Raw genomic sequence first — 23835 nt, 5'->3', positions numbered from 1 at the left:
AGGCTGGTCTGACTGCGGGACTCTCCTTGTATGTAGGCCATAACGAAAAATGCTCCGTATCTTTCGATACGGAGCATTCTCTTAAAGGGCCGGGCAGATTGCTAGGTTTTCACACAGTCTGTTCGGGGCCCTTTTTTCATGGGTGGCGGGAACCTTTTGCGGACTTGCATCTTGCATGCAGGTTTACCGCGCTGATTGCAAAATGCACGATCACGCAACTGATGGCTGCGTGCTAACTAATTGATTTATAAGGGTTAAATAGAAGTCTCAAAGCTGGCACAGCACATGCAACTACCTTCATACCTGCCGCCAGGACACAGGCGCAGACCTTTCGAAAAAACAGGAGTGACCCACATGAAGAAGTTCGCCATTGCTGCCGCTACTGCTACCGCTCTGACCCTGACCATGGCTAACGCGGCATTTGCCCAACAGTCCACCCAGGCCCCCATGACGCTGGCGGCCGGTGAGGTGACCCAAGCCAAGGAAGCTACCTCTGATACCTGGATCACCACCAAGGTCAAAGCTGACCTGATGACCGAGAAAGGCGTGCCAGGCAGCGACATCAAGGTTGAAACCAACAAAGGCGTTGTGTCGCTGTCGTCCGATGTTGCCATTACCGATTCACAGAAAGAGATGGCAGTCGCCATCGCCAAGAAAATCAAAGGCGTTCAGGCCGTGTCGGCTGATGGCCTGAAGTCCGAATAAGGGATGTCCCGTCGGCCATAAGGATTTGGCCACCTCTACCGAAGCCCTGGCCTTGTGCCGGGGCTTTGCTTTTGGCGCTCAGTACACCGGGTTGCGGGCGATTACATCGCTCTCGAAGCATTCCTGCTCCAGGATCAGCGGTTCTACCAGTGGGCGGCTGTCGCGAAAGTGCGCGGTCTGGGTATGGGCTTCATACGCGGCATCGTCGCGGTAGATTTCGTACAGATAGATTAGCTCCGGGTCGACCCGGTCCTGCGACACATCGAACACCAGGCAGCCCGGCTCGCTGGCAACGGACGCGGCGGCATTGACCTTGATCGCTGCCAGAAACTCCTTCGCACAACCGGGCTTTACACGGGTCTTGATGAACAGGCTATACACAAGTCGCTCCTTTTGTTTTAAATTCGATTATGAATTGTATACAAAAATGGAGCCTCGCCAATGTCTGAATTGCCTGCACGTCCCGGCCGCCTGAATGGCCTGCGCCATATTGCCCTGCTGGTACCCAACCTGGAGGAGTGCGAACGCTTCTACGTCGATGTGCTGGGCATGGAAGTGCTGAACCGCGCCAATGAAGACCTGGTGTACCTCACCTGCGGCAACGACAACCTTTCGCTGGGGCGTGGAGCTGGGGCGGCCAACGGTTTGCAGACCCTGGATCACTACGGGTTCATTGTGGACAGCGTGGAGGAGCTGGAAGCCTGGTACCAGTACTTCAAGGCCCATGGCGTAACCTTGCTGGACAGGCCATTCAACCATGGTGACGGGGCGCGCAGCTTCCACCTGCTGGACCCGGCGGGGAACAAGGTGCAGCCGCTGTATCACCCGGCGGTGTCGGGGCAGCGGTTGGTCTAGTAGGCAACCACATCCCCTTGTAGGAGCAGCCTTGTGCTGCGAAGAGGCCGGAACAGGCAGATACAAATGCTTGCCAGCTCTGGCCTCTTCGCAGCACAAGGCTGCTCCTACAAGGGTAAGTGTCAGTCTGAACGACTATTCGGCATCCAGGTGCATCGGCGTCACCACCCGGCCATCGCTCTCGGGCTGGCCCAGGCTGGTATCGATGAAATACACCCGGTCATCTTCCAGCTTGCCCTTGTCCACCAGGTAATCCTTGATACTGCTGGCCCGCTCTTGGCCCAGTGTACGCAGCAGTGGGGTGCTTTCTGCCCACGACTTGATCACTGCCTCACGTAGCTTGGTGGTGCGTTCGTCGCGGCCCAGTTGCTCCCATTCGGCAGGCGGTTGCTGTTTCAGGCGCGTGCGGTAGATGCCTTCCAGCATTGCTGGCTTGTCGCTGTCGTCGACTACCAGCATCGACGCATTGGCCGGCACTTTTTCACCGCGGCGCTGGAGGATCTTGTACCAGGTGGCCTGGTACTCACGCTCCAGGCGCTGCTGGGCGATCAGCGGGCCGTCGCTGGCCTGGGCGCTGGTGCCTTCGATTTCCAGGCGCAGCTCCGGGCGCTCTTTCAGCGCCGACGCCAGCTTGTCCAGTGACGACTGGGCATCGCCGGTGAGTTCGCTGGAGCCCGGGGCAAAGGCCACGTTACCCAAGTCTTCCGAGCCACCGCCGGTAACCAACCCGCCAATGAACTTGAACGGCGCCTGTGCCGCGCGCAGCACCAGGTTGCGCAGGGTTTGCCAGACAATCGGCATTACGCTGAATTGTGGGTTGTTGAGGTCGCCGGTTACCGGCAGCTCGATCGAGATCTTGCCCTCGGTATCCTTCAGCAGGGCCACTGCCAGGCGGATCGGTAGGTCGACCGCGTCCGGGCTGTCGACTTTCTCGCCCAGTTGCAGTTGCTCCACCACTACCTTGTTCTGGGCCTTGAGTTGGCCGTTGGTAATCAGGTAGTGCAGGTCGAGGTTTAGCCGGCCCTTGCGGATACGGAAACCGGCAAATTTGCCGGAGTAGGGCGTCAACGTGGTCAGCTCGACGCGCTTGAAGCTGGTGGCGATGTCCAGGCTGGCAAGCGGGTTGAACGGGTTGAGGGCACCCTTGATGGTAACCGGTGCGTAGCGGTCGACCTTGCCCTTGATATCGACCTTGGCCGGCAGCGGCTTGCGGTTGTCGATGGTGCCGATCTGGCCGTTGAGCTGCTGGACGGCGGTGGCGAAATTGGGGGTGAGCGACAGGTCGGCAAAGTTGGCCGAACCGTCCTTGATGTCGATCTGGCCGATGTGGATGCCCAGCGGCTTGTCGCTGCTGGCCGAGGCCGGTTTCGCCGGGCTGCTCGCCGGGGCGCCGGCCGGTTGCGGGATCAGCAGGTCATTGACGTTGGTGGTGCGGTCTTCGTTGATGATGAAACGCGCATAGGGCTGTAGCAGGGTCACCTTGTCGATCGACAGTGCATCGCCGTGCACGTAGGACAAGCCGTCGACATTCACCTGCTGCCATTTGACGAAGTCGCGGCTCTTGATGGTGTCGAGGGTATGCAACTGGTTGACCTGCGCCTTGCCGGTCACGTTGAACGCCAGCGGCGCGGTGTTCTTCAGGTCGACCTTGAGGTCGCTGGCGAGCATGCCGCTGCGCAACTCCAGCAGGATGAACGGGCTGATGTAGGCCTGGGCCACGCGCAGGTCGATGTCGCGAGTACTCACATCCAGCTTGGCCCATATCGGCGCCAGGTTGACCTGGCCAGCCGCCTGCAGCTTGCCTTGCTTGCCTACGCCGGTATCGAGCTTGAGCGTGAAGGGCGACTGGTTGAGGCTGTCGAAACCTTGCAGGTCGGCGTTGAGAGGGCCGATGTCCAAGGCGACAGGCTCTTTCTGGCTGCGGTCTGCCAGGTGCACCAGGTAGTTGCGCAATTGCACGTCCTTGAGCAGCACTTGCCACGGCTTGCCAGGCTCCTTGGCGGCTTTCTCTTCAGGCGTAGGCTCGGCGGCGGCAGGCTCGGCCTTTTCCTTCGGCGTGGCCTTGGCCGGTTGGCTGGCGAACAGTTTCTGCCAGTCGAGCTGGCCGTCTTTTTCCAGTGCCGCCCAGGTTTCCAGTTTTTCGCTGCGGATCTTGCCCACGCTGACCAGTTGCTTGACCAGGTCTACGGAGGTTTCGCTCACCTCCAGGCTGGCCAGGCGCGCCAACGGGCGACCGTCCGGTGCCTTGATGGCGAATGGCGCGATGCGCAGGGAGGCGTTATCCAGCAGCAGTTCGGTCTGTTTGGCGAGGTTGAGCTTGTAATGCGTATCGAGGCTGACCACGCCGTCTTCCAGCACCAGTGGCACCGCATCGCGCACGTAGGGCCAGAACAGCTTCATCTTGGCGTCGGTGACTTTCAGGGTGCCTTCGGAGGCGATCGGCGACAGGCTCAAGGTGCCTTTCCAGTCGACACGGCCACCGTTGGGGCCGTTGGCCACCAGCGTCATGTCGGCATTGTCGTTGGGCAGGGTGCTGAGGTTTTTCAGCTCCAGGTTCATGTTGTCGTAGAGGAACTCGATGGGCTCGCTGGGGCGCTGGTCCTCGAAGTGCAGGTAGCCATCGATTAGCTTGATGCTGCCAACACGTAGCGGGAACGGGTCGCTGGGCGGCTCGTCGGGTTTCGCTTCACTGGCAGGCAGCTTGAACAACCTGGTCAGGTTCAGGGTACCGTCCTTGGCGAACAGCACCTCGTTGCGTGGCTTCTCGAGTTCCACGGCTTCCAGATGCAGGGCTTTGGTCCACAGGCTGTCGAGCGAGAGGTTGGCGTACAACCGCTCGAAACCGACCTGCTCCTTGCCGGGCTCGCCGATCTGCAGGCCCCACAGCGTCAGTTCGAGGCTGAACGGGTTGAGTTCGATCCGCTCGAGGTGGGCCGGCACGGTCGCGTACTGGGCCAACTGCTGGTTGGCGATGCGCAGCGCGACACCGGGAAGAACGAGAAAGCCGAGCAGGCTGTAGAGGGCTACGAGGGCCACGATTGCGCCAGCGGCGCGAGTCAATCCTTTGTACATGTGTCGCTTCGTCTGTCTAAGCAGGAGTGCTTGGAGTATGGCACGTTAAATCAGTTCCGCAGGGGCGACCATTTGCCCTCACTCGATGCCCATGCGCCGCTTGGCCCGATGCGCCGAGCCGTCGCGCATTGCCCAGCGCAGCACAGGTGCGGTGCGTTTCAGGCCCAGGCGGATCAGGCGCTGTTGCAAGGGGCCGTGCTGCAGGCCGAGCATGGTCTGGGCCCAACCCGGCAGCAGGTCGATGCCGGCGTGCAGCATCAGCTTGCCTACCGGCTGTGCCAGGCGGCTGGGGGCAGGGGCGTCGAGCAGGATCTGTATCACCTCATGGCTGCGCGTATCGCAGTGCAGCTGCGCGCGCATGCGTTGCAGGTAGTCTTCGACCTGCTGGCACGAACGTGGCACGTCACGGGCGCCAAGGCGTTCGGCGATCAGGGCGATTTCGTTGTAATAGGCATCCTGCTCGGTGCGCGGCAGGTGCGGGTTGCGGTAACGCAGGTGGGCGGCGAGGAAACTGCTGACCTCCGCCACATGCACCCAGGTCAGCAGGTCCGGGTCGCTGGCGGCATAGGGACGGCCGTCCGGTGCTATGCCGGTGACCTGCAGGTGAATGGTGCGCACCTTGTCGATCAGCCACTCGGCATCGCCGGTGGCACCAAAGGTGGTACCGGAAATGAACTGGCTGGTGCGGCGCAGGCGGCCGAGCAGGTCTTCACGAAAGTTTGAGTGGTCCCACACACCGGCCAGGGCCAGCGGGTGCAACAACTGCAGCATCAGTGCGCTGATGCCGCCCACCAGCATGCTCGGGAAGTCGCCATGTACCCGCCAGCTGATGCTGTGCGGGCCGAACAGGCCAGGGTCGCCCTTGGGCGATTCCAGGTCGAGCTGGCCGAGGGCCAGCCCGGTGAGGCTCATGACCTGGGTTTCGATGCGGCGGCGAAGGGCTTCCATTGCGACCTGTGGTTCTGGGCGGCCATGGACAGTGGCCGGCGGTTACTGGTTGAGGCGTTTATCAATCAGGCCCTGTACCACGCTGGGGTCGGCCAGGGTCGAGGTATCGCCCAGGTTGTCCAGCTCGTTGCAGGCGATTTTGCGCAGTATACGCCGCATGATCTTGCCTGAGCGGGTCTTGGGCAGTGCCGGGGCCCACTGGATCAGCTCGGGCTTGGCGAAACTGCCGATTTCCTTGCTGACCAGGGCCAGCAGTTCGGCCTTGAGCGCGTCGTCCGGGGCCACGCCGTTCATGGTCGTGACGAAGGCGTAGACGCCCTGGCCCTTGAGGTCGTGGGGGTAACCGACCACCGCTGCTTCGGCGACGCTGTCATGCAACACCAGCGCGCTTTCCACCTCTGCGGTGCCGATGCGGTGCCCGGACACGTTGATCACATCGTCGATGCGCCCGGTGATCCAGTAGTCGCCATCGGCATCGCGGCGGGCACCGTCGCCGGTGAAGTAGTAGCCGGGCATGGGCTTGAAGTAGGTGTCGACCATGCGCTGGTGGTCGCCATAGACGCTGCGGATCTGACCCGGCCAGCTGGCCTTGATCACCAGCAGGCCGGCGCCGGGGCCTTCGATCAGCTTGCCTTTTTCGTCCAGCAGTACCGGTTGCACGCCGAACATGGGCTGGGTGGCGCAACCGGGCTTGAGTGACTGCGAGCCGGGAAGCGGGGTGAGCATGATGCCGCCGGTTTCGGTCTGCCACCAGGTATCGACGATGGGGCAGCGCTTTTGCCCGACTTCCTCGAAATACCATTCCCAGGCTTCGGGGTTGATCGGCTCGCCGACGCTGCCCAGCAGGCGCAGGCTTTTGCGCGAGGTACTTTGTAGCGGTGCAGAACCCTCGCGCATCAGGGCACGCAGGGCGGTTGGGGCGGTGTAGAAGATGTTCACCTTGTGCTTGTCCACCACTTGCCAGAAGCGCGAGGTGTCCGGGTAGCTGGGCACGCCTTCGAACATCAGTGAGATTGCGCCATTGGCCAGCGGGCCATAGACGATGTAGCTGTGGCCGGTGACCCAGCCGACGTCGGCGGTGCACCAGAACACCTCGCCGTCGCGGTAATCGAACACCACCTTGAAGGTCATCGTCGCCTGCAACAGGTACCCGCCGGTGGTGTGCAGCACGCCCTTGGGTTTGCCGGTGCTGCCTGAGGTGTAGAGGATGAACAGCGGGTCTTCGGCTTCCATCGGTTCGGGGATGCAGTCGTCGCCGGCGTTGTCGGTTGCCTCGTGGTACCAGAGGTCGCGGCCTTCGGCCCAACTGACATCGCCGCCGGTGCGGCGCACCACGAATACACTGCTGACTGCCGGGCAACTGGCCAGGGCCTTGTCGACGTTCTGCTTCAGCGGGATGCGCTTGCCACCCCGCACGCCTTCGTCGGCGGTGATCACCGTGCGGCAGTCGGCGTCGAGTATTCGGTCACGCAGGGCGTCGGGGGAGAAACCGCCGAACACCACCGAGTGGATGGCACCGATGCGGGTGCAGGCGAGCATGGCGAAGGCAGCCTCGGGGATCATCGGCATGTAGATGCATACCCGGTCGCCTTTTTTAACCCCGCGTGCTTTCAGTGCGTTGGCCAGGCGGCAGACCTGACGGTACAGTTCGCGGTAGGTGATGGTCTTTGCATCTTTCGGGTCATCGCCTTCCCACAGCAGGGCGGTCTGCTCGCTGCGCTGGGCCAGGTGACGGTCGATGCAGTTGTAGCTGACGTTCAGTTGTGCACCGTCGAACCAGCGGGCTTTGCCGGTGTTCAGGTCGCATTGCTGCACGCTCGACCAGGGCTTGATCCAGTCCAGGCGTTTGGCTTGTTCGGCCCAGAAGGTGTCAGGGTAGTCGACCGACTGGCGGTAGAGGCGACGGTATTCGTCGGGGGTGAGGGCGGCGGATTGGCTGACGGCCAGGGCCTGGGGGTAATTGTGGATATCGAACATGGCGGGTGGTCCTGCTCTTGTAAGGGGCGATGGACTGCAACGGCTATTCGATAGGACAGTGTAGCTGGGAGCGGTGTTCAACCTGTGCTGACCTCTTCGCGGGTGAACCCGCTCCCACAGGGACCGCACAATTCTTGAAACCTGTGCAATTCCTGTGGGAGCGGGTTTACCCGCGAAGCGGCCCGTACAGGCGTTGGATCAACCGCGGTGACGGCCGCGGAAGTAGTTGATCAGGCCTTGGGTAGAGCCGTCTTCGGCGCTGTCTTCCAGGGTGCCGACCAGGCGTTGGTAAACACCCTTGCCCAGCTCTTTGCCCAGTTCCACACCCCATTGGTCAAAGGCGTTGATACCCCAGATCACGCTCTGCACGAACACTTTGTGCTCGTACATTGCCACCAGTGCGCCCAGGCGGCGTGGGCTGATGCGCTCCACAACCAAGGTGTTGCTCGGGCGGTTGCCCGGGATCACCTTGTGCGGGGCCAGCTTCGCGATGTCCGCTTCGTTAAGGCCTTTGCTGCGAAGTTCGGCCTCGGCTTCTTCACGGGTCTTGCCCTGCATCAGCGCCTGGCTCTGCGACAGGCAGTTGGCGTACAGCCACTGGTGGTGGTCGGCCACCGGGTTGAAGCTCACCACTGGTACGATGAAGTCGGCCGGAATCAGCTGGGTGCCCTGGTGCAACAACTGGTGGTAGGCGTGCTGGCCGTTACAGCCGACCCCGCCCCAGATCACCGGGCCGGTATCGGTTTTCACGGGGGTGCCGTCCTGTAGCACGCTCTTGCCGTTGGACTCCATGTCCAGCTGCTGCAGGTGCTTGGTGATGTTGCGCAGGTAGTGGTCGTACGGCAGGATCGCGTGGCTGTTCGCGCCCCAGAAGTTGCCATACCACACGCCCAGCAGGGCCAGCAGCACCGGCATGTTCTTGTCGAACGGCGCGGTCTGGAAGTGCTGGTCCATGGTGTGGGCACCGGACAGCAGTTCCTTGAAGTTGGCTGTGCCGATGGCCAGGGCGATTGGCAGGCCGATGGCCGACCACAGCGAATAGCGCCCACCCACCCAGTCCCACATCGGGAAGATGTTCTCTTCGCGAATACCAAAGGCCACGGCGGCGGCCTTGTTGCTGGAAACCGCGATGAAGTGGCGGTACAGCTCGGCTTCCGAGCCGCCCTGGGCCAGGTACCAGGTGCGCGCGGCCATGGCGTTTTTCAGGGTCTCGAGGGTGTTGAACGACTTCGACGAGACGATGAACAGGGTGGTTTCGGCGCGCAGGTTGGCCGACAGTTCGTGGAACTCGCTGCCGTCGATGTTGGCCAGGTAGTGGCAGCGTACGCCACGCTGGGCGTAGGGCAGCAGCGCCTCGGAAACCAGCTCAGGGCCAAGGAACGAGCCACCGATGCCGATATTGACCACGTCGGTGATGGGCTTTTCGCTGTAGCCGCGCCACAGGCCGTCGTGGATGCGCCCGACCAGTTCGGTGATCTGGTTGAGTACCTTGTGTACTTCCGGCATGACGTTCACGCCGTTGACGCTGAGCTTGTCGCCCACGGGCCGGCGCAGGGCAGTGTGCAGCACCGGGCGGCCTTCGGAGGCGTTGATGATTTCGCCGCTGAACATCGACTTGATGGCGTCTTGCAGGCCCACTTCATTGGCCAGGTTCACCAGCAGGTCGCGGCTTTGTTCGGTGATCAGGTTTTTCGAGTAGTCGAGGAACAGGCCGCAGCAGCTCAGGGAGAACTGGTCGAAGCGTTGGGCATCGGCGGCGAAGGCTTCGCGCATGCTGAAGCCTTGCATGGCGTCGCGGTGTTGCTGAAGCGCCTGCCAGGCGGGCAGGGCCGTCACATCGTGGGGAGTACGGTAATACGCCATTGCGCGGGGTTCCCTTGGTGCGTGGTGATGCCTTGGACACGGCAGTCATTGCCGGGTTCAGGCTGGCATCATTATAGGCAAAGCCCACGCGCTGGGAATGGGTATGACAGGGTGATTTTGGGGGCGCCTGTGGGAGCGGGCATGCCCGCGAATGGGCTGCATAGCAGCCCCAGGCCGTTACGCGGTCTTCTCTTCCACATGCAGGTAAAGGTTGTCGATCAACCTGGTGTTACCCAGGTAAGCCGCCGCAATCACCACCAGGTCCCGGTCATCGATCACGGCCGGGCGCAGGCTCACGGCATGGCGCACCTCTAGATAATCCGTGCGCAACCCCGCCGCACTCAGCTGCGCCTGCCCATCAGCGACCAACGCGGCAAAGTCCCGTTGGCCACGGCCGATGGCCTCTGCAATGTGCTGCAACGTGCGGTACAGCACTGGCGCGATCGCACGCTGCTCCGGCGTGAGGTAGCCATTGCGCGACGACAGCGCCAGGCCATCTTCGGCGCGCACAGTGGGCTCGCCTATGATCTGAATCGGCATGTTCAGGTCGCGCACCATGGCGCGGATCACCGCCAGCTGCTGGAAGTCCTTTTCACCGAACACGGCAAGGTCAGGCTGGACCATGTTGAACAGCTTGCTGACTACGGTGGCCACACCTTCGAAATGCCCGGGCCGGCTGGCGCCACACAGGCCTTCGGAAAGGTGGGGCACACTGACGCGGGTTTGCACGCTCATGCCGTCGGGGTACATCTCTTCGGCGCTGGGCGCGAACAGCAGGTTGCAGCCCGCCTGCAGCAGGCGCTCCTGGTCGGCGGCCAGGGTGCGCGGGTACTTGTCGAGGTCTTCGTTGGCGCCAAACTGCAGCGGGTTGACGAAGATGCTGGCCACCACGAAATCGGCGCGCTGCGCAGCCTTGGTCACCAGGGCCGCGTGGCCGCTGTGCAGGTTGCCCATGGTCGGTACGAAGCCGATGCGCTTGCCTTCACCACGAGCGCGGGCGACGGCGGCGCGCAATTCGCGGACGGTCTTGACTGTATTCATGCACTGAACCCGTGTTCGCTACCTGGGAAGCTGACCTGCTTTACCGCCTCGACGTAAGCGACGAGGGCGCTGTGGATATCAGGCTGGCCTTGCATGAAGTTCTTCACGAACTTCGGCACCCGGCCGGTCAGCGACAGGCCGAGCATGTCGTGCAGTACCAGCACCTGGCCATCGGTGGCGCTGCCGGCGCCAATGCCGATCACCGGAATGCCCACGGCATTGGTAATCTCTGCCGCCAGTTCGCTGGGCACGCATTCGAGCAGCAGCATGGCCGCGCCGGCCTGTTCCAGGGCGATGGCGTCGGCGCGCATCTGGCGGGCCTGGGCTTCCTGGCGGCCTTGCACCTTGTAGCCGCCCAGCACGTTGACGGTCTGCGGAGTCAGGCCCATGTGCGCACACACCGGCACGCCGCGCTCAGCCAGCAGACGGATGGTTTCGGCCAGCCATGCGGCGCCTTCGATCTTGACCATGTGGGCGCCAGCCTGCATCAGCGTGGCGCTGTTGGCAAAGGCTTGCTCCGGGGTGGCGTGGGCCATGAACGGCAGGTCGGCGAGGATCAGCGCGCCGTCGTTGCCGCGTTTGACGCTGGCGGTGTGGTAGGCCATGTCCGCCGTGGTGACCGGCAGGGTGCTGTCGTGGCCCTGCAGGACCATCCCCAGCGAGTCGCCAACCAGCAACACTTCGATGCCGGCCTGGCTGGCGGCCTTGGCGAAGGTCGCGTCATAGCAGGTCAGCATGGTGATTTTTTCACCCTTGGCCTTGAGGCCATTGAGGGTGGTAAGGGTTACTTCAGGCATGTCGGAAAATCCTCGTTCAGGCGCTGTAAAAAACGACTGCATTCAACGCGTGTAGTCATCTTCCGGAGCGGCACATCATCGCGCGTGATGTTCGGGCACAGGTCCGTCCGGGCCTAAATACGGGTATGCGGCACTTTGGTGCCACACGGGACGCCTATAGTCGTGAGCGAGGTGGGGGAAGTCAATCACCCTGTTACCGCATTGTTACGATCAGGGTGTTACTGGCGTTACCGTGCCAGCGGGCAAGGCTGGAACGCCCGGTTTACAGGCGTTCAAGGCCGACGAACGGGCAGTCGTCGAGCAGTTGCGCAAGGGCGCGGCCATCGGCCAGGTGGAAATCGTCCGGTACCAGTTCGGCCAGTGGGTACAACACGAAAGGCCGGGCATGCATGTGGTAATGCGGCACTTTAAGGCGTGGCTCGTCGAGTACCTGGTCACCGAACAGCAGGATGTCCAGGTCCAGCGTGCGCGGGCCCCAGCGCTCCTTGCGCACGCGGCCCTGGCCGTTTTCGATGGCTTGCAGTGCTTCGAGCAGCGCCAGTGGCGGCAATGCGGTGTCCAGGGCGGCGACAGCGTTGGTGTAACGCGGTTGACCGGGCAGCAGCGAATCGCTGGTGTACAGGGCCGAAGCCGCCACCAAGCGGGTCTGCTCGACCTGGTCCAGCGCCTGCAAGGCACTGCGCAGTTGCTCGACAGGTGCGTCCAGGTTGCTGCCCAGGCCGACGTAGGCGCGAGTCTTCACTCGGGCGCCTCGTCGCCACCGCGCTTGCGTTTGCTGGCGCTGCGTTTGCGTTTGCGCGGGCCGGCACCGGTGCCTTCGTCACGGCTGCCCAGCTCGCGGATCATCTCGCGGCGCTCGCTGTCGTTGGCATCCTGGTAGTCGGTCCACCACTGGCCGAGGTCGTCGGTCTCTTCCCCGGCGCTTTCACGCAGCAGCAGGAAGTCGTAACCGGCGCGGAAGCGTGGGTTGTCCAGCAGCAGGTCGGCGCGTTTGCCGCTGCGCCGTGGCAGGCGCTCCTGCATGTCCCAGATCTCGCGGATCGGCAGGGTGAAGCGCTTGGGAATGGCGATGCGCGCGCATTGCTCGGCGATCAGGTCGTGTGCCGCGCCGTTCATGGCCGGGATCGGCGGCACGCCCTGGTTTTGCAGGTGCAGTACACGGGCCGGCAGGGCTGGCCACAGCAGCGCAGCGAACAGGAACGCCGGGGTTACCGGTTTGCCCTGCTTCACGCGCAGGTCGGTGTTTTGCAACGCCTGGCTGATCAGTGTGTGGGCGTAGGTCGGGCGCTCGTCCAGGGCGTGTGCACTGGCCGGGAACAATGGCTCGAACAGCTGCAGGTCGACCAGCATTTCGAAGGCGATGGCGCCTTGGCCGGAGAGGAACAGCTTGAGGCATTCCTCGAACAGCCGTGCCGGCGGGATCTCGCGCAGCAGCGGGGCCAGTTCGCGGATCGGCTGGACCGTGTGCTTCTCGATACCGAAGTCCAGCTTGGCGGCGAAACGCACCGCGCGCAGCATGCGCACCGGGTCTTCCTGGTAGCGGTGGGTCGGGTCGCCGATCAGCCGCAGCAGGCGGTTGCGTACATCGTGTACACCATTGGCGTAATCGAGAATGCGCTCGCTGACCGGATCGTAGTACAGGGCATTGATGGTGAAGTCGCGACGTTGCGCGTCTTCTTCCAAGGTGCCGTACACGTTGTCACGCAGGATGCGGCCACTGGAATTGTGCGACGAACGGTGGCTGTCGCCCTGATCGTCTTCCGAGTGGGGGGCACGGAAGGTGGCAACTTCGATGATCTCACGGCCGAAATGCACGTGAACCAGCTTGAAGCGGCGACCAATGATGCGCGCGTTACGGAACTCGGCACGGACCTGTTCGGGGGTGGCGCTGGTGGCGACGTCGAAGTCCTTCGGCGTGATGCCCAGCATCAGGTCGCGGACACAGCCACCGACCAGGTAAGCCTGGTAGCCGGCGCTCTGCAGGCGTTCCACGATGTTCACCGCGTGACGGCTGAACTGGTGGCGCTGCAGCGAGTGCTGGCTCTTGTTGATCACCTCAGGCGTGGTGCGCCTGTGGTGCGGGCCCGGTACGGGCGGGCGGAAAGACTGGAACAGCTTCTTCAGCATGGGATGCACTGTGTGAAGGAATGTTCGGCCAACAATAGGAGAATGGCCGCATGATGGGCGGGGATTCTAGCATTTACTCGGGGAATGGTGTAGGCGGGTAGCAGGATGGCTGCCAGAAGGGTAGAAACGACAAGGGGAGCCTAAGCTCCCCAAGAAGTCGTTGCGTGCTCTTATTGTTTTTTTACTGGGCTTTTTGTTTTTGTTGAGTGCCCTGTCCACAAATCTCGAAGCTTGTGGACGACCCCCAATCCAGGGGTTAAGAGCAAACGGATTGCTTTGGCCGCTGATGTCACGTTGATCTATCGATCCAACCAGTTCAGGCGCTGCTTTTTAGTGCAGTTTTTGTTGTTCTCTGCCTGGTCGTGGGGCAAGCCCCAAACACGCATCCTCTCCAAAAGAATCAGTTAGCTGCGCCTCCGCCGTCTTGTTTTTATTGTGCGTGAGCCGTTTCGTCTTGTTCTTATTTTAGGTTGCAGTGCTTGTTATTGTTTTTGTACTAAGCATATAGCAGGTGCCGTGCCAACTTTTGCAAACCCAGCAAAATCAAGGGGTTGAGCGGTTTTGGCAAAATTCTGCGGGCTGAAATCGGGGCGATTTCGTTACCGTACACCTCGGGAACTGTTACGGCGGAAAGGTTGGGTAACAGATTTTTGTGGGAACTGATGTGTTACCTGGGGTGTTTCCGGGCCAGATGTGTTCGCCACACCCCGTTCAGCGCCTGTGAGATCGAGCGCCGCACTTGCTGCGGCGAACACTGGGCAGGGTGAATTACTCGCTGGTAGCGTTGCTCTTGCGCCGTGGAATGCCCAGGCGCTGGCGGCGTTCCCACAGGCACTTGCGGCTGACGCCAAGCTTGCGTGCCAGTTCGGTCTCGGTCATGTGGTCCTGGTGCTCAAGCACAAAGTGCTGGAAGTAGTCTTCCAGTGACAGGTCCTCGGTCGGCTCATGGCTGGCATTGGCAGCACTGGCCACCACCAGGGCGCTGTTGAGGATTTCGTCCTCTTCCAGGTCGCTCAGCTCGATGTCGATGCCCAGCAGTTCGGCAGAAATTTCTGCGCTCTCGCTGAGGATCACCGCGCGCTCCACGGCGTTCTCCAGCTCCCGCACGTTACCCGGCCAGCTGTAATGACGAATGGCTTGCTCGGCCTCGGCCGAGAAGTGCAGGTCGTCGCGGCCGATACGCGCCCTCTGGCGCGCCAGGAAGGCGCTGGCGATCTCGTTGACGTCGCTGCCGCGCTCGCGCAGGGCAGGCAGTTTCAGCGCGATCACGTGCAGGCGGTAGTAAAGGTCCTCGCGGAACTGGCCGGCCTTGGCCAGGTTCTTCAGGTCGCGGTGGGTCGCGGCGATCAGGCGCACATCGACCTTTTGCGATTGCACCGAACCTACCCGGCGAATCTCGCCTTCCTGCAGCACGCGCAGCAGGCGGGCCTGGGCCTCCAGTGGCAGTTCGCCGATTTCGTCGAGGAACAGCGTGCCGCCGTCGGCGGCTTCTACCAGACCGGCACGCCCGGCGCTGGCGCCCGTGAAGGCGCCTTTTTCGTGACCGAACAGTTCGGACTCGATCAGTGTCTCGGGGATGGCGGCGCAGTTCACCGAGATCATCGGTGCCTTGGCCCGGCGCGACAGGTTGTGCAGGGCACGGGCCACCAGCTCTTTACCGGTACCCGACTCGCCCTGGATCAGTACGTTGGAGTCGGTAGGCGCTACCTTGCGGATCTTGCTGTACATGTCCTGCATCGGCGGACACGAGCCGATGATGCCGATTTCGCCATTGGCCGCAGCCGCGCTGCCTTTGTCGGCCGGTGCGGTCTTGCCATTGGTGGCGCGTGGCTCGGCAGCCGATGCGGCAGCCGGGGCGTTCTGCCGGTCGCGCAGGATGCGCGCCACGGCCTGCAGCATCTCGTCGTGGTCGAAAGGCTTGGCGATGTAGTCCACCGCGCCCATTTTCATCGAGTCCACCGCCGAGCGCAGGCTGGCGTAGCTGGTCATGATCAGCACCGGGGTGCCCTGGCCGAGCTTGATCAGCTCGGTGCCGGGTGCGCCTGGCAGGCGCAGGTCGCTGACGATCAGGTCGAAGGTGGCAATGCTGAAGCGTTCCTGGGCTTCCTGCACCGAGCCGGCTTCGCTGACCTGGTACTGGTTCCGCTCGAGCAGGCGACGCAAGGCCGAGCGGATGATGGTTTCGTCTTCGACGATCAGAATGTGCGGCATTGATTCAATTCTCTCGACGGTCTCGAATTTCAGGGGACGTCGCTACGACATGCCGGGGCAGGGTCACGCGGATCCGGGTGCCACGTTGCCGTTCGATATCGGCCGGGCTGTCGATGGTGATTTGCCCATAATGCTCTTCCACGATGGAATAGACCAGAGCGAGCCCTAGTCCGGTTCCCTCGCCCGGGTCCTTGGTGGTGAAGAACGGTTCAAACAGGCGGTCCATGATGTTCTTCGGTATCCCGCTGCCCTCATCCTCGACGATCAGATCGACGGTGTGCTCGCTGACTTCACTGCGCACGCGCACGGCGCTGCCGGGCTTTGATGCGTCGCGCGCGTTGGAGAGCAGGTTGATCAGCACCTGGGCCAGGCGCTGCGGGTCCCCTTCGGCCCAGTGATCCGGGTTGCAGAGGTTGAAGAACTGTACTTCGAAATTGCGCCGGTTCAAGGCCAGCAGACCGATGGCGTCCTGCGCGACTTCGGCCAGGCACACCGGTTCTTCGCTGTTCTGGTGGCTCCCGCCGGCATGGGCGAAGCTCATCAACGACTGGACGATGCGCGACACACGCTTGGTCTGGTCGAGGATCTGGCTGGACAGCTCGATGATTTCGCCATCGCCTTCGCGTTCCTCGCGCAGGTTCTGCGCCAGGCAGGCGATGCCGGTAATCGGGTTGCCGATTTCGTGGGCCACGCCGGCGGCCAGGCGGCCGATGCTGGCCAGGCGCTCGGAGTGCACCAGCTTGTCTTCCAGGGCCTGTGTTTCGGTAAGGTCTTCCACCAGCAGCACAAGGCCGCTGTTACCGGGGGCCAACGGCTCGTCGATGGCGGCCTTGTGCAGGTTCAGCCAGCGCGGCTGCCCGTCCAGTGCCAGGCGCTGCTTGTGCAGGTGTTCGTCGGGCAGGTTGATGAAACCTTGCAGCAGGCCCCGCCACGGTTCGTCGATGGTAAGCAGGCGCGAGCCGACCACGTGCTTGGCGGCGATGCCGGTCAGCTCTTCCATGGCCTTGTTCCACATCAGGATTTCCTGGTCCTTGGCCAGCGAGCAGACGCCCATGGGCAGCTCCTGCAGGGTCTGGCGGTGGTAACGGCGCAGGGCATCGAGCTCGGCGGCCAGGCCGGTCAGGCGCGAGTGATAGTCTTCCAGGCGGCTTTCGATGAAGTGGATGTCTTCGGTCACGTAGTTTTCGTTACCGGACTTGTACGGCAGGAAGGTTTCGACCATGTCCTGCGCCACGCTCGGCCCCATCAGGCCTGACAGGTTGGCCTCGATGCGGTCGCGCAGGCGACGCAAGGCGTAGGGGCGACGCTCGTCGAACGGCAGGTAGAGGTCACGCAGGGCCTGTTCCACTTCCTTTTGTGCAGCCTTGGCGCCCAGCGGCTTGGCCAGTTGGGTGGCGAACTCCTGCGGCGAGGCGGCGTGCAGCTCGCGCCGCTGCGGGCGGCGTACGTTGTCCACGGCGCAGGCTTCGGCCGCGCTGACTTCCTCTGTGCTGGCGTTGGTGAACAGCGAGATCAGGGTGAACAGCAAAACGTTGGCCGCCAGCGAGGCAATGGCCGCCATGTGCCAGCTGGTATCGTCCAGCACATAGATCATGTCCAGCAGCGGGATGTAGAAGCCCTGCAGATTGCCCAGCAGCGGCAGCAGCATGGTCACCATCCACACCAGGGTGCCGGCCAGCAGCCCGGCGATGAAACCGCGGCGGTTGGCGGTGGGCCAGTACAGCACCGACAGCACGCCCGGCAGGAACTGCAGGGTGGCGACGAAGGCGACGATGCCCAGGTTGGCCAGGCTCTGGTGGTTGTTCTGGGTCAGGTAGAACATGAAGCCGGCGGTGATGATGGCGACGATCAGCGCGCGGCGGGTCCACTTCAGCCAACGGTAGATATTGCCTTCGGCCGGGGGCTGGTACAGCGGCAGCACCAGGTGGTTGAGGGCCATGCCCGACAGCGCCAGGGTGGTGACGATGATCAGGCCGCTGGCGGCCGACAAACCGCCGACGTAGGCCAGCAGTGCCAATGCTTCGTTGTTGGCGGCAATCCCCAGGCCCAGGGTGAAGTACTCGGGGTTGGTAGTGGCGCCCAGGCGCAGGCCAGCCCACAGCACCAGCGGCACGGCCAGGCTCATCAGCAGCAGGAACAGCGGCAGGCCCCAGCTGGCACTGACCAGCGAGCGCGGGTTGAGGTTTTCGGTGAAGGCCATGTGGTACATGTGCGGCATGACGATGGCCGAGGCGAAGAACACCAGCAGCAGGGTGCGCCATGGGCCTTCCTGCAGGGGGGTGTGCAGCGCGGCCAGGGCGGTCTGGTTCTGCAGTAGCCACACTTCCAGCTCGTGCGGGCCGCCGAATACGCCGTACAGGGCGTAAAGCCCGATACCACCCAGGGCCAGCAACTTGATCACCGACTCGAAGGCGATGGCAAACACCAGGCCTTCGTGTTTTTCGCGCGTGGCGATGTGCCGCGAGCCGAAGAAGATGGTGAACAGGATGATCAGCGTACAGAAGGCGAAGGCCACCCTGGCCTTGACCGGCTCACCGGTGAGGATACTGATCGAGTCAGCCACCGCCTGGATCTGCAACGCCAGCAACGGCAGCACGCCGATCAGCATGATGATGGTGGTGAGTGCCCCGGCCCAGGTGCTGCGGAAGCGAAACGCCAGCAGGTCGGCCAGCGATGACAGCTGGTAGGTGCGGGTGATCTTGAGGATCGGGTACAGCAGCACCGGTGCCAGCAGGAACGCGCCGGACACCCCCAGGTAACAGGCAAGGAAGCCGTAGCCATACTGGTAGGCCAGGCCTACCGAGCCATAGAAGGCCCAGGCACTGGCGTACACGCCCAGCGACAGGGTGTAGGTGAGCGGGTGGCGAATGATCGAACGCGGGATCAATCCCCGCTCGCTGATCCAGGCCACGCCAAACAGCACCATGAGGTACCCGGCGCTGATCAGGATCATCTGGGTCAGGCTAAAGCTCATCGGCATCTCGTTGGCTCTGCAGGATGAAGGTGACGACGATCAGGATCAGCCAGAGCAGGTAGGGGCGGTACCAGGCTCCGGTCGGTTCGATCCACCAGTCCATGATGGCCGGGGAGAACAGGTAGATCCCCACGACCAGAAGCAGGACCAAACGATAGATGTACATGCTGGCCTCGATGGTTGGGCGCTGCGGGCTTGGACTTATTATTGGCGCAAATGGCGGGGGGGATGCTAGCGGGAATCCATTGCGTTAGCCAAGGTTTTGAAATTATTGGGCTTTTGTTTTTGAGGGTTGGTTTGCCTGTGCTGGCCATTTCGCGGGTAAACCCGCTCCCACAGAACGGCACCGCCTTCGAAACCTGTGAAGAACCTGTGGGAGCAGGTTTACCCGCGAAAGGGCCGGGCCTGCCTCAGCGCAAATCAGCCTCAGGCACCGTGGTGCGCTGCGCAATCGCCTCCGGCCGCCACTGCTGGCGGGCTATCGCCAACACTTCAGCCGGCGTTGCCAGCAGCAAATCGGGGTCTGCTTCCTGCCCCAGTGCCCGCAATGCCCGCAACAGCAGCGGTGTAGCATGCTCCGCCTGCAGGGGGGGCGAGCGGTACGACTTGCCCAGCTTGTGCCCATCCGGCTGCACGATCAGCGGAATATGCAGGTAGCGAGGCTGCGAAAAGCCCAGCAGTTCCTGCAGGTACAGCTGACGCGGGGTGTTGTCGAGCAGGTCGGCGCCACGCACGATGTCGGTAACACCCTGCCAGGCATCGTCCAGCACCACCGCCAGCTGGTACGCATACAGCCCGTCGCGGCGCTGGATGACGAAGTCGCCCACCTCACGTCCCAGGTGCTGCTGGTAGTCGCCTTGCACCCGGTCGGTAAAGCGGTAGATCAGCTCTGGCACGCGCAAGCGGATCGCCGCGCCTTCTCGGGCATGGCCGGCGTTGCGGCACAGGCCTGGGTAGATGCCGTTGTAACCCTCCAGTTGCTTGCGCGAGCAGGTGCAGGCATAGGCCAGGCCCATGTTTAACAGGCGGTCGACTACTGCGGCATAGGCATCGTGCCGCTGGCTCTGGAACACCACTTCGCTATCCCATTCCAGCCCGTAACGCTCCAGGGTCTGCAGGATGGCATCACGGGCCCCGGGCATTTCCCGGGGTGGGTCGGTGTCTTCCATGCGCAGCAGCCAGCGGCCGTTGACGGCACGAGCATCGAGCCAGGAGGCGAGGGCGGCGACTAGCGAGCCGAAGTGCAGGAAGCCGCTGGGGGTGGGGGCGAAGCGCCCGATGTAGCTGGAGTCGGTCATGGTCAGGCTGGGCATATAAATGAAACGGGGCGCATCAAGCGCCCCGTTCAGGTGGAAGAAAGATCAGCCTTTGCCGACCGTTTTTTCCTTTTTCTCGGCGATTTCCTTGCAGTCGAAGCACAGGTCGGCGGTCGGACGTGCTTCCAGGCGGCGCAGGCCGATTTCGATGCCGCACGATTCGCACCAGCCGTAATCTTCGTCCTGGATCTTCTGCAGGGTCTTGTCGATTTTCTTGATCAGCTTGCGCTCGCGATCACGGTTGCGCAGCTCAAGTGCAAATTCTTCTTCCTGGCTGGCACGGTCGGCCGGGTCCGGGAAGTTCGCAGCTTCATCCTTCATGTGGTCTACGGTGCGATCCACACTCTGCATGAGCTCGCCTTTCCAGGCATTGAGAAGCTTGGTGAAGTGCTTCTTCATGGGCTCACCCATGTACTCTTCGCCCTTGGTCTCTTTATAGGGCTCGACACCGTACATGGTTTGACCGGTTTTTTGCTTTTCTACGGTGGACATGAATAGACCGCCTCTCACTCATCTGATCCAATGCGCAGGATGCTCCATCCCCGGCGACCGCCGGCCCTGCGACTGCGAGCCGCCGAACTTACCAGATAGATCGGGGGTGCGCTACCCCGCCCGATCCTGCTTATTGACATCGGCGCGAGCCGTACGTTCGTTGGCGTGCAGAGGTAGAATCTCCAGTTTAGACGCAATTGAGAGAAGGTCATGGCCCACCCCTACAGTGCGCGCAGCCGCGCCATCGAACCCTTCCACGTCATGGCGCTGCTGGCCCGGGCCAACGAGTTGCAGGCGGCCGGGCACGACGTGATCCACCTGGAAATCGGCGAGCCGGACTTCACTACGGCTGCGCCGATCGTGGCTGCCGGCCAAGCGGCACTGGCCGCCGGGCACACCCGCTATACCGCCGCACGCGGCCTGCCGGCACTGCGCGAAGCGATTGCCGGCTTCTATGGCCAGCGTTATGGCTTGAATATCGACCCGCAGCGCATCCTGATTACCCCAGGTGGTTCTGGCGCGTTGCTGCTGGCCAGCAGCCTGCTGGTCGACCCGGGCAAGCACTGGTTGCTGGCCGACCCGGGTTACCCGTGCAATCGCCACTTCCTGCGGCTGGTCGAGGGCGGGGCGCAGCTGGTGCCAGTGGGCCCGGAGGTGAATTACCAGCTGACTGCCGACCTGGTCGAGCGCTACTGGGACAAGGACACCGTCGGTGCACTGGTCGCGTCGCCGGCTAACCCGACCGGTACCGTGCTGGGGCGCGAAGAGTTGGCCAGCCTTGCAAAGGCCACCCATGAGCGACACGGCCACCTGGTAGTGGACGAAATCTACCATGGCCTCACTTATGGCATGGACGCGCCAAGCGTGCTGGAAGTCGACGACTCGGCGTTCGTCCTGAATAGTTTTTCCAAGTATTACGGCATGACTGGTTGGCGCCTTGGCTGGCTGGTAGCCCCACCCGGCGCGGTGGGCGACCTGGAGAAGCTGGCGCAGAACCTTTACATCAGTGCACCGAGCATGGCCCAGCATGCCGCGCTGGCCTGCTTCCAGCCCGAGAGCCTGGCCATTTTCGAAGAACGCCGGGCCGAGTTCGCCCGCCGTCGCGACTATCTGTTGCCCGCCCTGCGCGAATTGGGCTTCCGCATTGCCGTCGAGCCGCAGGGGGCGTTTTACCTGTATGCCGACATCAGTGCCTTTGGCGGTGATGCGTTTGCCTTCTGCCGGCATTTCCTGGAAACCGAGCACGTGGCCTTTACGCCGGGCCTGGACTTCGGCCGCCACCTGGCCGGGCACCATGTGCGCTTTGCCTACACCCAGAGCCTGCCGCGCCTGGAAGAGGCGGTGCAGCGCATTGCCCGTGGCCTGCGGAGCTGGCAAGGCTGATGCAGTTCTATCCCCCACTCGAACAGGGCCGCCTGCTGCGCCGTTACAAGCGCTTTCTGGCGGACATCGAACTGGCCAGCGGCGAACAGCTGACTATTCACTGCCCGAACACCGGCTCGATGCTCAACTGCATGCGTGAAGGCGGGCAGGTGTGGTTCAGCCGCTCCAACGACCCCAAGCGCAAACTGCCGGGCACCTGGGAAATCAGCGAAACCCCGCAGGGGCGGTTGGCCTGCGTGAACACCGGGCGTGCCAACGCGCTGGTCGAAGAGGCACTGCGGGCCGGCGTCATCACCGAACTCGCCGGGTTCACCGCGCTCAAGCGCGAAGTGGCGTACGGTGACGAAAGCAGCCGCATCGACTTTCGCCTGGAGTTCGACGGTGCCCCCGCGTACGTCGAGGTCAAGAGCGTGACCTTGGGCTACCCCGACAGCACAGTTGCAGCCTTCCCCGATGCGGTGACACAGCGCGGTGCCAAGCACCTGCGCGAGCTGGCGAAATTGGCCCGCCAGGGTGTACGGGCGGTGCAGTTGTATTGCGTGAACCTGACGGGCATCGACGCGGTACGCCCAGCTGAGGAAATCGACGCAGCCTATGCCCAGGCCCTGCGTGCGGCGGTGGCGGACGGCGTGGAGGTGCTGGCCTACGGCACCCGTCTGGATGCCGAAGGCATTGTTGTTGATCGCCGCCTGCCGGTGCTGATTACGCCATAAGCCAGATGCCCTGGCTGTCCTCGTGACAGCCCAGGGCCAGCAATTGCTCACCTTCGCAGGGCCCGGCTACGCACTCGCCGCTTTCAATCAAAAATAGCGCGCCATGGTGGGCGCAGTGGATGAGGCTGGCGCTGTCATCAAGAAATGCATCTTGCGCCCAGTTCAGCGGGATGCCGCGGTGTGGGCAACGGTTGCGGTAGAGGTACACCTGGCCCTGGCGGCGTACGCCGAACAGTTCGAGGCCGTCTACGCTGAAGGCGCGGCTTTGGCCTTCGGCCAGGGCGTGGGAGGTACAGAGCAAGTGCATGGCGAGGACGACTCATGAAACAGATGATGACTTGACGCGTCAATGCGAATAATTATCAAATTGCCCGCATTCGCTGCGCCTGGCTACCTATGGTGCGCAGTTCTGCCGTCCGCCACAAGGCGCGCGGCTCGCCCTCAGAAGGAACCCGATGATGCGCCGTCCAGTCGCCTTGCTCGCCCTGTGCGCAAGCCTTGTGCTCTCCACCCAGGCCCTGGCGGCCGAGTTGCCGCAACGCTGGGTCAGCGCGGGTGGCGCCCTGAGCGAGTGGATAACGGCACTGGGCGGTGAAGCACGGCTTGTCGGTGTGGACACCACCAGCCAGCATCCGGCATCGCTGAAATCACTGCCCAGCGTGGGCTACCAGCGGCAGTTATCGGCTGAAGGCATTCTTAGCCTGCGCCCGGATGTACTGGTGGGCACCGAGGAAATGGGCCCGCCGCCGGTTCTGGCGCAAATCCGCAAGGCCGGTGTGCAGGTGGAGTTGTTCTCCAGCAAAGCCGAACTCGCGGCGGTGGATGAAAACCTCAAGCATCTGGGGCAGTTGCTTGGCGCAGAGCAGCAAGCTTCGGCGTTGGCGGCGGGTTATCACCAGCAAATCGAGGCTGTGCAGGCCAAGGTCAAGCAGGCTCAGGCCGGGCAAAAGGCACCTGGGGTGCTACTGCTGGTCGGCCACGCCGGGGCCAAGCCGCTGATCGCCGGGCAGGGCACTGCGGGTGACTGGCTGCTGGGCCAGGCAGGTGGGCACAACCTGGCAGAACATCAAGGCTACAAGAACTTCTCCAACGAAGCCTTGGCGGCGTTGGACCCGGACGTGATCGTGTTTTCCGACCGGGCGCTGGCCGATGAGCAGGCCTTGCAGGCGCTGTTGAAGGAAAACCCCGCGCTGGCTGCCTCGCGGGCTGTGCGTGAGAAGCGCTTGGTGTCACTGGACCCGACGCTGCTGGTGGGCGGGCTTGGCCCACGCCTGCCATCGACCTTGCAGTCGTTGGCAGCCACCTTCTACCCGGCAGCCCAGGCCAGCTTCGCGCAATGAAACAGCGGGTCCAGCCACGTA

At 62.9% G+C, this 23835-nt stretch carries 20 protein-coding genes; 5 read left to right on the top strand and 15 right to left on the bottom strand.

Annotated elements, in window-relative coordinates:
* Window positions 1-354 precede the first annotated feature (354 nt).
* Window positions 355-705: a BON domain-containing protein gene (locus tag ACN6NG_RS26120; protein WP_063422843.1), complete on the top strand. Its 351-nt coding sequence runs from the start codon at window positions 355-357 to the stop codon at window positions 703-705.
* A gap of 78 nt (window positions 706-783) precedes the next feature.
* Here ACN6NG_RS26120 and ACN6NG_RS26115 read toward each other — a convergent pair whose 3' ends face one another.
* Window positions 784-1086, bottom strand: coding sequence for a heme-binding protein (locus tag ACN6NG_RS26115; protein WP_049277401.1), 303 nt, complete (start codon window positions 1084-1086; stop codon window positions 784-786).
* A 60-nt stretch (window positions 1087-1146) separates the two neighbouring features.
* Here ACN6NG_RS26115 and ACN6NG_RS26110 point away from each other — a divergent pair, with 60 nt between their 5' ends.
* Window positions 1147-1560 (top strand): VOC family protein, encoded by a 414-nt coding sequence (locus ACN6NG_RS26110; protein WP_010955354.1) that lies wholly within the window; start codon window positions 1147-1149, stop codon window positions 1558-1560.
* 135 nt (window positions 1561-1695) lie between these two features.
* Here the strand turns inward: ACN6NG_RS26110 and ACN6NG_RS26105 are convergent, their stop codons facing one another.
* The 13 genes from ACN6NG_RS26105 to dksA form a co-directional block, all read right to left on the bottom strand.
* Window positions 1696-4632: a DUF748 domain-containing protein gene (locus ACN6NG_RS26105; protein ID WP_474316919.1), complete on the bottom strand. Its 2937-nt coding sequence runs from the start codon at window positions 4630-4632 to the stop codon at window positions 1696-1698.
* A gap of 78 nt (window positions 4633-4710) precedes the next feature.
* Window positions 4711-5580 carry an oxygenase MpaB family protein gene (locus ACN6NG_RS26100; RefSeq protein ID WP_353457067.1) on the bottom strand — a complete coding sequence of 290 codons (870 nt, stop codon included), beginning with the start codon at window positions 5578-5580 and terminating at the stop codon, window positions 4711-4713.
* A gap of 42 nt (window positions 5581-5622) precedes the next feature.
* Window positions 5623-7557: an acetate--CoA ligase gene (gene acs / locus ACN6NG_RS26095; protein ID WP_474316916.1), complete on the bottom strand. Its 1935-nt coding sequence runs from the start codon at window positions 7555-7557 to the stop codon at window positions 5623-5625.
* A gap of 198 nt (window positions 7558-7755) precedes the next feature.
* On the bottom strand, window positions 7756-9420 hold the full coding sequence (pgi, locus tag ACN6NG_RS26090) for a glucose-6-phosphate isomerase (RefSeq protein WP_169725164.1): 1665 nt from the start codon (window positions 9418-9420) through the stop codon (window positions 7756-7758).
* Between the two features lie 177 nt (window positions 9421-9597).
* Entirely contained in the window at window positions 9598-10461 is an 864-nt protein-coding gene (gene panC, locus ACN6NG_RS26085) for a pantoate--beta-alanine ligase (protein WP_016501625.1), read from the bottom strand.
* Complete coding sequence (panB, locus tag ACN6NG_RS26080; RefSeq protein WP_019470466.1) at window positions 10458-11258, bottom strand: 3-methyl-2-oxobutanoate hydroxymethyltransferase; 801 nt, start codon at window positions 11256-11258, stop codon at window positions 10458-10460. The genes panC and panB overlap by 4 nt, the downstream gene beginning before the upstream one ends.
* 262 nt (window positions 11259-11520) lie before the next feature.
* Entirely contained in the window at window positions 11521-12000 is a 480-nt protein-coding gene (gene folK / locus ACN6NG_RS26075) for a 2-amino-4-hydroxy-6-hydroxymethyldihydropteridine diphosphokinase (RefSeq protein WP_474316912.1), read from the bottom strand.
* Window positions 11997-13385, bottom strand: a complete 1389-nt coding sequence (locus ACN6NG_RS26070) for a polynucleotide adenylyltransferase PcnB (RefSeq protein ID WP_016501622.1) — start codon at window positions 13383-13385, stop codon at window positions 11997-11999. Before ACN6NG_RS26070 ends, folK begins: the two co-directional genes overlap by 4 nt.
* Window positions 13386-14153: 768 nt before the next feature.
* Window positions 14154-15596, bottom strand: coding sequence for a sigma-54-dependent transcriptional regulator (locus tag ACN6NG_RS26065; protein ID WP_353457074.1), 1443 nt, complete (start codon window positions 15594-15596; stop codon window positions 14154-14156).
* 4 nt (window positions 15597-15600) lie between these two features.
* Entirely contained in the window at window positions 15601-18576 is a 2976-nt protein-coding gene (locus tag ACN6NG_RS26060; RefSeq protein ID WP_169725163.1) for a sensor histidine kinase, read from the bottom strand.
* Window positions 18560-18736 (bottom strand): hypothetical protein, encoded by a 177-nt coding sequence (locus tag ACN6NG_RS26055; protein WP_003250005.1) that lies wholly within the window; start codon window positions 18734-18736, stop codon window positions 18560-18562. The genes ACN6NG_RS26060 and ACN6NG_RS26055 overlap by 17 nt, the downstream gene beginning before the upstream one ends.
* Window positions 18737-18980: 244 nt before the next feature.
* Window positions 18981-19868 carry a tRNA glutamyl-Q(34) synthetase GluQRS gene (gene gluQRS, locus ACN6NG_RS26050; RefSeq protein ID WP_474316923.1) on the bottom strand — a complete coding sequence of 296 codons (888 nt, stop codon included), beginning with the start codon at window positions 19866-19868 and terminating at the stop codon, window positions 18981-18983.
* A 63-nt stretch (window positions 19869-19931) separates the two neighbouring features.
* Complete coding sequence (gene dksA, locus ACN6NG_RS26045) at window positions 19932-20378, bottom strand: RNA polymerase-binding protein DksA (protein WP_016501618.1); 447 nt, start codon at window positions 20376-20378, stop codon at window positions 19932-19934.
* A gap of 210 nt (window positions 20379-20588) precedes the next feature.
* Between dksA and ACN6NG_RS26040 the strand changes: the two genes are divergently transcribed.
* Both ACN6NG_RS26040 and sfsA read left to right on the top strand, forming a co-directional pair.
* The gene (locus ACN6NG_RS26040) at window positions 20589-21761 is read left to right on the top strand and encodes a pyridoxal phosphate-dependent aminotransferase (RefSeq protein WP_063425617.1); all 1173 of its coding nucleotides are present in this window, start codon (window positions 20589-20591) and stop codon (window positions 21759-21761) included.
* Window positions 21761-22474, top strand: coding sequence for a DNA/RNA nuclease SfsA (gene sfsA, locus ACN6NG_RS26035; protein WP_063425615.1), 714 nt, complete (start codon window positions 21761-21763; stop codon window positions 22472-22474). The genes ACN6NG_RS26040 and sfsA overlap by 1 nt, the downstream gene beginning before the upstream one ends.
* On the opposite strand, the gene ACN6NG_RS26030 is transcribed toward sfsA, so the two are convergent.
* Window positions 22464-22781: a Rieske (2Fe-2S) protein gene (locus ACN6NG_RS26030; protein WP_063425613.1), complete on the bottom strand. Its 318-nt coding sequence runs from the start codon at window positions 22779-22781 to the stop codon at window positions 22464-22466. The two genes, sfsA and ACN6NG_RS26030, sit on opposite strands and share 11 nt — an antisense overlap.
* A gap of 148 nt (window positions 22782-22929) precedes the next feature.
* On the opposite strand from ACN6NG_RS26030, the gene ACN6NG_RS26025 reads away from it, so the two are divergent.
* Window positions 22930-23814 carry a heme/hemin ABC transporter substrate-binding protein gene (locus ACN6NG_RS26025; RefSeq protein ID WP_474316906.1) on the top strand — a complete coding sequence of 295 codons (885 nt, stop codon included), beginning with the start codon at window positions 22930-22932 and terminating at the stop codon, window positions 23812-23814.
* Window positions 23815-23835 lie beyond the last annotated feature (21 nt).

It is taken from the genome of Pseudomonas sp. TSO6, from assembly GCF_056098905.1.
The sequence above is the reverse complement of the archived record's forward strand: the minus strand, read 5'-3'. Positions and strand labels throughout refer to the sequence as shown.

What these genes read in the sequence shown, in the direction of transcription:
- ACN6NG_RS26120 (WP_063422843.1), top strand. Translation starts at nt 355, where the DNA reads ATGAAGAAGTTCGCCATTGCTGCCGCTACTGCTACCGCTCTGACCCTG.
- ACN6NG_RS26110 (WP_010955354.1), top strand. Translation starts at nt 1,147, where the DNA reads ATGTCTGAATTGCCTGCACGTCCCGGCCGCCTGAATGGCCTGCGCCAT.
- ACN6NG_RS26105 (WP_474316919.1), bottom strand. Translation starts at nt 4,632, where the DNA reads ATGTACAAAGGATTGACTCGCGCCGCTGGCGCAATCGTGGCCCTCGTA.
- ACN6NG_RS26100 (WP_353457067.1), bottom strand. Translation starts at nt 5,580, where the DNA reads ATGGAAGCCCTTCGCCGCCGCATCGAAACCCAGGTCATGAGCCTCACC.
- acs (WP_474316916.1), bottom strand. Translation starts at nt 7,557, where the DNA reads ATGTTCGATATCCACAATTACCCCCAGGCCCTGGCCGTCAGCCAATCC.
- pgi (WP_169725164.1), bottom strand. Translation starts at nt 9,420, where the DNA reads ATGGCGTATTACCGTACTCCCCACGATGTGACGGCCCTGCCCGCCTGG.
- panC (WP_016501625.1), bottom strand. Translation starts at nt 10,461, where the DNA reads ATGAATACAGTCAAGACCGTCCGCGAATTGCGCGCCGCCGTCGCCCGC.
- panB (WP_019470466.1), bottom strand. Translation starts at nt 11,258, where the DNA reads ATGCCTGAAGTAACCCTTACCACCCTCAATGGCCTCAAGGCCAAGGGT.
- ACN6NG_RS26070 (WP_016501622.1), bottom strand. Translation starts at nt 13,385, where the DNA reads ATGCTGAAGAAGCTGTTCCAGTCTTTCCGCCCGCCCGTACCGGGCCCG.
- ACN6NG_RS26065 (WP_353457074.1), bottom strand. Translation starts at nt 15,596, where the DNA reads ATGCCGCACATTCTGATCGTCGAAGACGAAACCATCATCCGCTCGGCC.
- ACN6NG_RS26060 (WP_169725163.1), bottom strand. Translation starts at nt 18,576, where the DNA reads ATGCCGATGAGCTTTAGCCTGACCCAGATGATCCTGATCAGCGCCGGG.
- ACN6NG_RS26055 (WP_003250005.1), bottom strand. Translation starts at nt 18,736, where the DNA reads ATGTACATCTATCGTTTGGTCCTGCTTCTGGTCGTGGGGATCTACCTG.
- gluQRS (WP_474316923.1), bottom strand. Translation starts at nt 19,868, where the DNA reads ATGACCGACTCCAGCTACATCGGGCGCTTCGCCCCCACCCCCAGCGGC.
- dksA (WP_016501618.1), bottom strand. Translation starts at nt 20,378, where the DNA reads ATGTCCACCGTAGAAAAGCAAAAAACCGGTCAAACCATGTACGGTGTC.
- ACN6NG_RS26040 (WP_063425617.1), top strand. Translation starts at nt 20,589, where the DNA reads ATGGCCCACCCCTACAGTGCGCGCAGCCGCGCCATCGAACCCTTCCAC.
- sfsA (WP_063425615.1), top strand. Translation starts at nt 21,761, where the DNA reads ATGCAGTTCTATCCCCCACTCGAACAGGGCCGCCTGCTGCGCCGTTAC.
- ACN6NG_RS26030 (WP_063425613.1), bottom strand. Translation starts at nt 22,781, where the DNA reads ATGCACTTGCTCTGTACCTCCCACGCCCTGGCCGAAGGCCAAAGCCGC.
- ACN6NG_RS26025 (WP_474316906.1), top strand. Translation starts at nt 22,930, where the DNA reads ATGATGCGCCGTCCAGTCGCCTTGCTCGCCCTGTGCGCAAGCCTTGTG.